A 10,454-nucleotide genomic window follows, 5' to 3' on the forward strand; every position below is an offset into this window, starting at 1 on the left:
CCCTCCAAAGGATAGACAGAAAAATGAAGGAGTTATTTTTTCAGTGATTCCTTCAGATTAGAAAACCTTTGGAGGGTTCATGCCCGCCCCCCTCCTCCAGGAGGGGCTGGGGGAGGGCAACATGAGTAAAAACCCTCCAAAGAATAGTTAGAAAAATGAAGGAGTTATTTTTTCAGTGATTCCTTCAGATTAGAAAACCTTTGGAGGGTTCGTGTACTAAGCATAAATCTGAAGATCAACTCTTATTTAGGAATAGTGACTGTAAAAGTAGAACCTTCTCCCACTTTGGACTGAACCTCAATTTTCCCATTTAATCGATCCACGATTTTTTTGACAATTGCTAATCCTAAGCCAGTTCCATCTTCATTCTTACTTCGGTTTTCGAGTCTTTGAAACAAAAAGAAAATCTTTTCATAATACTCTTCCTCTATTCCAATTCCATTGTCTTTCACTGTCATACTCCAATTTTTCCCTTGTTCTTGACAAGAAATTTCGATCACTGGTCTTTCGTTATCTTTTGCATATTTCAACCCATTGCTAAGGAGGTTAGTGATTAGTTGCAGCAACGGAGTTTTTAAATTATGGATTTGCATATCGCCTTCCACGATAATTTCAGCATTTTTCTCTCGGATGAATCTCTGTTGCAGTAACAATGACTCATTGACCAAATCAGAAAAATTGAATTTTTCTGGTTTATCGGAAGAGTTGCCAATTTTGGAAAATTCCAATAAGTCCAAGATCAGCTTTCGCATCCGCACCGCTCCATCTTTGGCAAAGGAGATATAGGTTTTTGATTTTTCATCCAATTGAGAATCATTTCGCTTTTCTAAAAGCGAAAGAAAACTGGTAATCATCCTCAGGGGTTCTTGTAAATCATGTGAAACCACGTAAGCAAATTGTTCTAGTTCCGAATTAATAGAAGCCAAACTTTCTGCTTTTTGATCTAACTCTTTATTTATTTTTTCCAAAGATTTTTGATATTCATACCTTGCTGTAATATCTGTCATGGCTCCCATTGCTCTTTTGGGTTTGCCCTTGGCGTCTTTGATAAATTTTGCTCTGTCAATCACATAGGCATAGGTGCCGTCCCCTTTTAAAAATCGATATTCCTCGTTCCAGTTATTAATTTCTGGATCTTCAAAAGTTTTTTGAATCTTTTCTTTTACTCTAGCCCTGTCTTCCTGATGAATTAAGGAGAGGAGGAATTCTAAGCTAGGCTGAATTTTTTGAAGGTCATAATGGAAAAGCGTTTCAAAACCTTTCCCCCAAAATAATACATCATGTTCTATGTCGTAATCCCAAATGGCATCATTGGTTGCTTCTGAAACTATTTGAAATCTCTCATTGGATTTTCGGATTTCTTCTTCCGCTAAAATTGCTTTGCTTTCATCTTTAAAGTAGACGGTAAGTCCTTTATTGGAGGGATAAACCGAAATTGAAAACCATCTATTAAAATCTGGATAATATTCTTCAAAATGCCTGATTTTTTTTGAATTCCAGGCTTCCTCAAAGTTTTGAAATGTCAGAGGTACCTGGTTTTTATCGATTATCTTCCAAATATTCTTTGCTAGAACTTCTTCTCGTTTTTTTTCAAAATACTTCTCCGCAGTGGGATTAAAATAGGTGAAATCATGATTTTTATTTATGGTGAAAAACCCATCTCCAATACTATCCAAGAGCTGAGTTTTTTCTTCCAGTAGGTCTTTTAACTGAAGTTGGGCAATTTTCTGATCGTGAATATCCTGGAAGCTACCGAATACATAGGTGACTTTTTCATTTACTACAACCGCCTGTCCAATTACTCTAACCCATTTTACATTTCCCTTTGGAGTAATCAGCGAGACCTCTTCGTCAAAAGGTTTTCCCTCTTCCAATAATTCTTTCATGACGATTCGAGCTCTTTCCTTAAACTCGTCGCTGTAAACCATGAAAGCCATTTCTAATTCGACCCCTTGATAATCAGATTCTAATATTTCTTGAGTGGTATCTGACCAACTGAGAAAGTACGGACGCTGCTGGGGGTCAATTTCCCAACTTCCAATTTTGGACATCTTGGCGGTTTGAGTCAGCAGGTTTTCTAGATGTTTTTTCTCTGTCACATCCATAATCAGGCTGTCCCATACGATTCTTCCATCAGATTTCGGTTGGGGTTTGCCAAAACCCTGATGCCATCTGATTTTTCCGTCTTTTCCAATATGTCTCCATTCGCAAGTCCAAGGGGTCAGTTTGTAAGCAGAGGTTTGGATACTTTCTACCAAGGTCAAATAATCACCAGCAGGTTTGATTTGATCCCAAATTTCTTGAATGTTATCCTGGCATTCCTGTGGGCTCATCTCCCAGATCTTGTGTGAACCCAAACTGACATGATCCAATGAATCTGTTCCATCAGGATGAAGGGTATATTGAAAAATAACGCCAGGCAAGTTATCTGAAAGTCCTTTTAATTGATTTTCGGCTATTTTTCTTTCGTGTATGTCTTGAAAAGATCCTAATATCTTTACACATTTTATATCCGTAAAGACTCCTTCACCTATTGCTCGCACCCACCTTTCTTTTCCCTTTGCGGTAATAATTGGACATTCAAAATCAAAAGGCTTCCCTGTTTCAATGAGGGAGTTTACCTGATTTTGGACCAGCTCTTGATAATCATCCCTATAAAATTGAATTGCTTCCTCTAGAGTAGGTTTGTAGTCAGTTGAAACTTCGTGAATCTCCCTGGTAATTTCTGACCAAGTAATTTCGCCATTTTCGAGGTTAACTTCCCAGGCTCCCACGCGAGCTAACTTTGACGCATTTTCCAATAATTTTTCTAAGGAAACTTCCTGTGAAATATCTTTGAAATTGATAACTATTCCCTGTATCAGAGCATCTTCAAGCCAATTGGTAAGTGTAACTGATAGCCAAATCCAAAGATCATTTTGTGTGGCAACTTGGATTCGAATTGGAGGCATAGCAATACCTGGATGCTTTTTTGAATTCAAAACATGCTCTAAAAACTTTTCTCTATCTTCGGAATGAATATTCTCTAGAAAATTTGGGTTGAAATTTTTTTGTTTTTCACTTCCCAAAATTTTCAAACCGGTAGGTGAAATATATGAGAAAGCCCCCTCTTCATTGATGATGCCAAAAGCATCCTGACTGTTTTCAACCAGGAGTTTGAACTTTTTGTCCTGCTGACCGATTTCTTCAGTGACTTGTACCAGCTGGGAAATGTCAGTTATCGTACCAAACATTAGTTCGGGTTCATGCCCCTTCCATTTTGTGATTTGACCCTGGTCTAGTACTGAAATATAATGGCCATTTTTATGCTTTAGTTTATATTGGCTTTGATAGATAGGGTAGTCTCCTTTTAAAAAAGTATTTAAGTCAAGTTGATTGCTTTCTATATTTTGAGGATGTATAAGTTTTTCATACTCCTCTCGGCTATGGACCTCTTGAGTCTGAGAATCAAATCCCATCAAATTCTTCCAATTACCATTCAGAGTTAGTTTGCCTGTCAGTAAGTTCCATTCCCATGTTCCGATGTTAGTTGTTTTAAGTATGTTTTTAAACTTGAGATTTTCAGTCTCCATTTGACTCACCTTTTCCTGAAGAATGATTTTGTTTTTTCTCAGTTCCAATATTTGAATGACCTGATCTGCAAGTATTTTCAACATGCTTTTTTGTTGATCCGAAATACTCCTGCTTTGATGGTCCAAAACACAAAGAGTTCCCAAAAAATAACCTTCCTTAGTGATTAAAGGGGCTCCCACATAGAAATCAAATCCTTTTTCGCCATGGACATATTTATTTCCCAAAAAGCGTGGATCTTTTTTAGCCCCTGAAATGATGGTGAGTTCATCCAAATTGTCAATGCAAAACTGACAAAAAGATTCTTTGATCAAAGTCTCTGAGTCATCAAATCCTATTTTTGACTTGATGTATTGCTTTTCGTCGTCCAGAAAGGTTACTAAGGCAGTGGGAGTCCCACAAATATGCCCGGCAATTTGGGTGAGGTCGTCAAATTCCTTTTCCTTTTCTGTGCCTATTATGTGGTAAGACTTTAATGCCTGAATTCGGCGCTCGTCACTTAACATACTCATGGCTTATCTGATTTGGCTATTGGGCGTAAATTGATTCAATATAGTGATTTATACCTTTTTTGATATACGATCTACAGAAAGTATTTAGGCCAAGAAAGAGTTTCAGGGAGTTAGCTGAAGAAGTCCTTCACTAGGTAAATAATATCTCACCTAATTTTTTTTCCGAGTTTTGAGCTTCAATCCATATAAGTTTGAGTATATAACCCCATTATTTTTTCATAAAATAAAGCCTTTATCTATTGGTGTATAGATGCCTATTTGTATAGAATTATAGCTTTTGAGTTAGTAAATTTTTTACTATTATTTTATAGATTAAATTTTGCTTCTTAATGACTGTATTTTGTGCTTTAAACACTTTATTGGAAATATTTTGATTTCTTTAAAATTTCGTATATTTGATTGTAACATCCTGAAAATTAGATAATTGTAATGGTGTTATGATGCTATTATATTGTTTTTTATACAATGTTAAAAGCAGTATGAAAAAAGAACTATGAAGATATTTGTCAAAGTTTTTTTCTTTTTACTCATTCTCCAACTTGTAAGTTGGGAGGCTGCTTTATGTCAAACTTATACCTACAACCCAAATAAGCCTGGTTGCGACGGTACTTGGACAAACGGATTTTGTTGGGACAAGGTGGATGTGGTAGGTTGTACCAATAATTCTTTAAGCCTATTTCCTCCTATTATATCTACTGCATCTTTTCCAAACTTTAATACATATAAAAATAACTGTAAAGTCACCGTGAACATTTCACAGTCATTGGTTCTAAACCCGGGTTACGATTTTGGCTTTTATTCCCCGGTTTATGAAATCAATATTGCAGACGGCGTCTTTTTAACTGTGGACAGAGACCTTCATTTGATGGAGCAAAGTAGCCTGACTCTTGTCAACAGTTCTGGAACTGGAGATGCTCTTTTTACTGTATCAGGTGCGGTATATTATAGAAAATTGTCTTCCTATATTCTTCGATCTTACGTTTCCTCAGAAGTGGCAAGCATAATTAACCCGGGTACCAATACTTATGATGGAGTGCTTTTTCATGTCTTGCCTAATGCAGTATTACGGGTCAGTCATTATGCAGGATTTCCTAATTCCAATACCAATTATTTTTTAGTTGAGGGGCTTTTTGAAGCCAATCAAATTTACCTTTCTGCCGGAAACCCGGGTTTTCAGGATAATAGGTTGCCAGCAAAGAATCAGTTGATTGTTAGAGGGAGTACAGGAGGTACAGCTAATATTTGTACTGGCATAACTGTAGAAGGAGATGCCTATGTGGTAGTAGAGGCTGGGGCAAACCTCAATCTTCCGGAACTTAATCTATCAGGTTCAGGGCTTTTTGATAATTATGGGAATACATCTATTGAAACTGTCAATTTCAGTGGGTCAAGTCAATTCCGTTTTTTCCCGGGGTCTAATTTTGAATATTATAATTTTACAAAAACAGGCAGTACAGTATTGAGTAAATGTGGAACCACGGTTGCCTCCATAACTACCCCGGTTGGTTCATGTTCGGCTTTGTTTAGCCAAAATACTGATCCGGTTTATTGGGAGAGTCTGACTGGTGATTTTTGTTTCAGATTGCTGCCGATTTATCTTGGAGAGTTTACTGCAACTTCCAAAAAGGAATCAGTGGAGGTAAAATGGGAGACGCTCTCAGAGACAGGAGAGGAGCGGTATGAATTAGAGCGATCTTTGGATAGAAATCTCGAATGGGAAGTAATTGCGACTATTCCCTCCAAAGGGCCATCTCAAGTTTCTCAATGGTACTCTTATGAGGATTTAGGCGCAACCATGCTCTCCCCATTGATTTATTATAGAATTCACAGAAAGGCTGATGAACCTGAAAGCAGTAAGGTAATTTCTGTTTTAAAACCAGCTGATTTGGAAATTGAAGAAGCCTGGCTAGCATACCCTAATCCGTTTTCTAAAACATTTCGCATTGGGAATAAAAACCTGAAGCCAATGGATTATGAAAAAATTCAAATTAGCCTTTACAACGGATCTGATCTTTTAGGAAATTGGGAGTCTTCCAGTCTTTCAGAATTGAATAAGAGATTGGAGGGCTTTTCTTCCAATTTGAAGGATGGTGCATATTATCTGAAATTGACAAAAGGTAGTCAAACCCAGGTAATCAAATTGGTCAAGCAATAATTGGTCAAGTCCTATTGAAAGGCATTAATTCATTTCGTTTTAGAACTTCTATTCTTCTCATTTTCATCCTTTAATTTCTCTCTCTTTTCCTCTTTTATTTTCTTGATCCTTTTTCTAAAGATCAAAAAAGCAATCAAAATGATGGCAGGAATAATGATAAAAATAACCACATTCGAGGGTTCAGATAAATCTACCGGTCCACTCGGCATTGGAATGCCTGGTGATTTTTGAGCTTTGGCAACCGGGGAAATTACACTCATTAAAACCGAAAAAATAGATATTAAGGGTAAAGACTTTTTGAAATTGAACATGTAATAAAAAGATTGATTTAGTTCAATCTAACAAAAATTCATAAAATTCCAAATCAAGCCACTCAATATTCGTACATCTTTCGGCTTTGAAGTGAGTGGATTGACTCCCTGTATAGTTCATTAGCTACCGAAAGAAGGCAAAATAATAATGGAACTCGATTTACCGATCAAAGAAAGATCTTCTTCTCGAAACTTTTAGATCTTGAAGTATGCTAGATTTGACCCTTATATCAATATTGTAGGATGTAAATCTTCCAAAAGGTACCCAATTGACATTCATCTGCCAGCAATGAAGATCACGGGCAATGCCTATCATGGATTGAGTGATGGCCTGCGTCTGAAGATCAATACCGGTATTAAAATTGATTTTCCACTTTTCAGAAAGTGAAACATCCCCTGATAGCTGTAATGCCTGAGTAATATTGGTCATTCCTGTGGACTGCTTATTGTAATTTAAATTGTATCCCAAAGTCAGATTCCAAGGGATATTCCAGTCTATATATTGGCTCGGGTCGGTGACAATTTGATTGATTTGGCTTTCTACAAATTCATTCATCACACCGCCTTGCTGCATAAACTGGTTGGTTAATTCATCCCGAAGTTCACCCGGATTTTGAGCATTATTAGGATTGATTGAGGCATTTATGTTTAAAGAGGCATTTCGAAGTGTTCCAAGCCCTTGTCCATTATTCCAGGCAAAAGAATTAATCCTTCTTTCTAAAGTAGTCCCGCTATTATTGGTGAAAGTCGTGGTTGCATAAGGGTCCAGTGTAGTACTGACGTTGACGGAAAGTTTCCGGTCAAAAAAGCTGGTTCTGGCAGAGATCCGCATAGGCTGAAGCTGAAAAGAATCAGCGGCAAAATTATAGGAGGTGTTCAAGTCTAAATTCTCAATCAGGGGGATTTTCTTGGTGCTTTCTTCACTGGTGCTATCCTGATTGTTTTTGATTTTGGCTTCAATCACTGATCTCAAGCTCATGGTCAGCGACCTTGATTCTCCTTGAGGTGCTCCACCATAAATAAATCCCTGATGCCTGCTGTATAATCGGGTAGCTCCCTCGGCATTGGTCTGAACATTCTGAAAGTAACCAAAAGACTCACTGGTGAAATCCGGAGTATAGCTAAAGCCAAAAGACGGCTGAATATGCTGACGGATAGTCTGAATTTTTCCTTTTTTGAAGTTGAAAAATCCATAGACGTTGGTAGTCATGGAGAATGAACTCGTATATGTGGTTATTCGGTTGAACCCGTTTTCTACTACTTGATCTACACGTTCTGAAATAGGATTGTAGAAAAATTTCAATTTTTGAAAGTACCAGACTTCATTGATATTGACTGAGCCAGTTCCTGTGAAATACTTGAAAAGCGTAAAGTTACTACTGATCGGAATCCTATGTTGAGCGCCGTTATTGGCATTTTTTAGCAATAGGGCAAAATTAGCAGGAGTAAAATCGATGAGGGATGGGGCTGTTGTTCCACCCAATTCCGGATCAATAGGAGTAGGGGACTGAATTCTGTTGGTAATGGAATTTTGAAAATCGAAATTCCAGGCAATATTCAATGTTTTGAGAGGTTCGAAATTGATGTTTTTGAACGGACTTTGTCTATTCATACTCACATTGAAATTCGGAAGTCTCAACCTTACCTCACCCGTGGAAACCGACTGAGAATGCTGGGCTGAAGCCGACATAGAAAAAGGTGTTCCGGAAAACTGCTTGGTATAGGTGACGCTGGATTGAAGGTCTGAAGTAATGTTATTCTGGAAATTATTAGGGTTGACCACCGTATTAAAATAGCTGGTACTTCCTGCATTGACAGAGGCTGAGAATCGGCCAGTTCCTCTTGATTCTGGCGTGTGGTTCCAGGTTACCCGGAAGGTATTATAATCTACCGGGTTCAATTCTGTCTCTGGGGATTTGAATTTTTGAAAATCCACATTGAACCCTCCGCTGTATCTATATCGCTTTTTATACACAGACTGTGCTTTTGCTCCCCAGCCCCCCTTGGAATAAATGTCTCCTGTCAGACGTGCGTGGATGTAATCGTTAATCGCGAAATAGTAACCAAAATCTCTTAAGAGAAGGCCTCGAACCTGCTCGCGTCCATAACTGGGGAAGATGATACCTGAAGCTTTTTCTTCAGGAGTATTAGGGATAAGTCCGAAAGGGAGGCCTAATGGAGTTGGAATCCCATTGAAGTATAAATTGAAAGGTCCTGATACAACCTGCTTTCCCTCTATGGACTTCAGTTTATTGGAAGATATATGCCAGTGCGGCTCGGTCAGCTTGCAGGTAGTGTAATAGCCATGATCAAGATAGATGCTTCCATCTGCCGTTTTCTTGATGGTTTCTCCCCGCAAAATCCCATCCTGTTGCTCTGTGACCACATCTTTGATGATGGCTTTTTGAGTTTTGAAGTTGTACCGCATTTCCTTCCGGATTTCATAGACTGCGTCTCCATCCTTAAAGAAGGGATTTCCTAAGATTGTGCCTGTACTGTCCGTAACTCCTGTAGCATAGAGTTCTGAATTTTTCCAGTCGATTACGATGCGATCCGCATCCAACCTCATCTTTCCATATTCAAACCAGGCTTTATTATAAAGATATACCTTATTGGTTTCGAAGTCAGTTACAATACTGTCCTCCGCGAAATAAGTAATTTCTGAAAGTATTGGGCTGGAAGGCACAATTTTTGCCGAATCTTGAAGCGCAAGTGTATCGCTGGGAATAGCGAGAGTATCATTTTGAATGGCCGGAGGAACCTGTAAGGTATCGGGTGCGGTCAGCTTTCTCTCCTGGGCACGGCCAGTTCTCTGAGCTTCGGCCAGTTGGGGTAGAAGGATAAAAAGAAGAATACTGAAAAAAAGGAGTCTGTTTCCCTGCACTGTTGCTTGCGCTTTGATGAATTTAAGTGAAATTTCGCGTAAAGTTAATTTTATTGCCCTCATGGTACGGTCCAAAAACAAAAAAATTATTCTAAGTCTTATTTTATTGATTCCTTTTGTGTTTGGCGGGTTTATTCCCAATGAAACGATGATGCCGGCATTTAGGATGAAAAAAATCGTATTAGATGCAGGTCATGGTGGAAAAGATCCTGGAAATATAGGTTCTAGAGCCAGAGAGAAGGATATTAACCTTGCAGTTACCTTACTTGTTGGAAAATATATCAAGGAAAATCTACCTGATGTAGAAGTTATTTACACTCGGGATGATGATAGTTTCCCAACTTTAGAAAAGCGTCCCCAAATCGCTAATATTAATAAGGCTGATCTTTTTGTTTCCATCCATTCCAATTCCGCCGCAAATAAGTCGGCATTTGGAACAGAGACATGGGTAATGGGAATGAAGCACTTTGATAATAACTTTGATATTGTTAAGCGGGAAAACTCCGTGATGTTATTGGAGGAAGATTACAAGGAAAGATACGAGGGATTCGATCCTTCTTCTCCTGAATCATACATTATGTTTAACCTGATGTCTCGAGCATTTTTTGAAAACTCCGTGACTTTGGCAGATCAAATCGAAACGCAGTTTAAAGATCGAGTTGGACGAAAAAGCCGTGGAGTAAAGCAAGGCCCATTCTATGTGCTTTGGACACCCTCCATGCCTTCTGTGTTGGTTGAATTAGGTTTCCTGTCAAATTCTACTGAGGAAGCATTTTTAATGAGTAAGCAAGGTCAGGAATATATGGCTTCCGCTATATTCAGGTCCATCAGAGATTATAAGATCCAGATAGAAGGGAATTGAATAATTGAAATACGCCTTCGGCGAAATATCTAAAAAGATGTTTTTCAAGATATTAACAAGATATGCCTTCGGCGAGATAGGTTTGGAAATACAGTGGAAATAAATTGAAATACGCCTTCGGCGAAATATTTAAAAGGTACTTAAAAGATAATTTTTAAGA

5 protein-coding genes are annotated in these 10,454 nt (G+C 38.2%); 2 read left to right on the top strand and 3 right to left on the bottom strand.

What is annotated here, in order from left to right; translation table 11 throughout:
* Nucleotides 1-242 precede the first annotated feature (242 nt).
* On the bottom strand, nucleotides 243-4,082 hold the full coding sequence (locus FL972_RS16935) for a PAS domain-containing protein (RefSeq protein WP_144607176.1): 3,840 nt from the start codon (nucleotides 4,080-4,082) through the stop codon (nucleotides 243-245).
* Nucleotides 4,083-4,575: 493 nt separating this feature from the next.
* On the opposite strand from FL972_RS16935, the gene FL972_RS16940 reads away from it, so the two are divergent.
* The gene (locus FL972_RS16940) at nucleotides 4,576-6,237 is read left to right on the top strand and encodes a T9SS type A sorting domain-containing protein (protein WP_144607179.1); all 1,662 of its coding nucleotides are present in this window, start codon (nucleotides 4,576-4,578) and stop codon (nucleotides 6,235-6,237) included.
* 29 nt (nucleotides 6,238-6,266) lie between these two features.
* On the opposite strand, the gene FL972_RS16945 is transcribed toward FL972_RS16940, so the two are convergent.
* Nucleotides 6,267-6,497 (bottom strand): hypothetical protein, encoded by a 231-nt coding sequence (locus FL972_RS16945; protein WP_144607181.1) that lies wholly within the window; start codon nucleotides 6,495-6,497, stop codon nucleotides 6,267-6,269.
* A gap of 211 nt (nucleotides 6,498-6,708) precedes the next feature.
* A complete protein-coding gene (locus FL972_RS16950; protein ID WP_222116049.1) occupies nucleotides 6,709-9,495 on the bottom strand; it encodes a putative LPS assembly protein LptD in 2,787 nt (928 codons plus the stop codon).
* Between FL972_RS16950 and FL972_RS16955 the strand changes: the two genes are divergently transcribed.
* On the top strand, nucleotides 9,494-10,294 hold the full coding sequence (locus FL972_RS16955; protein WP_144607183.1) for an N-acetylmuramoyl-L-alanine amidase family protein: 801 nt from the start codon (nucleotides 9,494-9,496) through the stop codon (nucleotides 10,292-10,294). The genes FL972_RS16950 and FL972_RS16955 overlap by 2 nt on opposite strands.
* Nucleotides 10,295-10,454: the final 160 nt, after the last annotated feature.

This window comes from Algoriphagus algorifonticola (assembly GCF_007655305.1).
Lineage (GTDB): Bacteria > Bacteroidota > Bacteroidia > Cytophagales > Cyclobacteriaceae > Algoriphagus > Algoriphagus algorifonticola.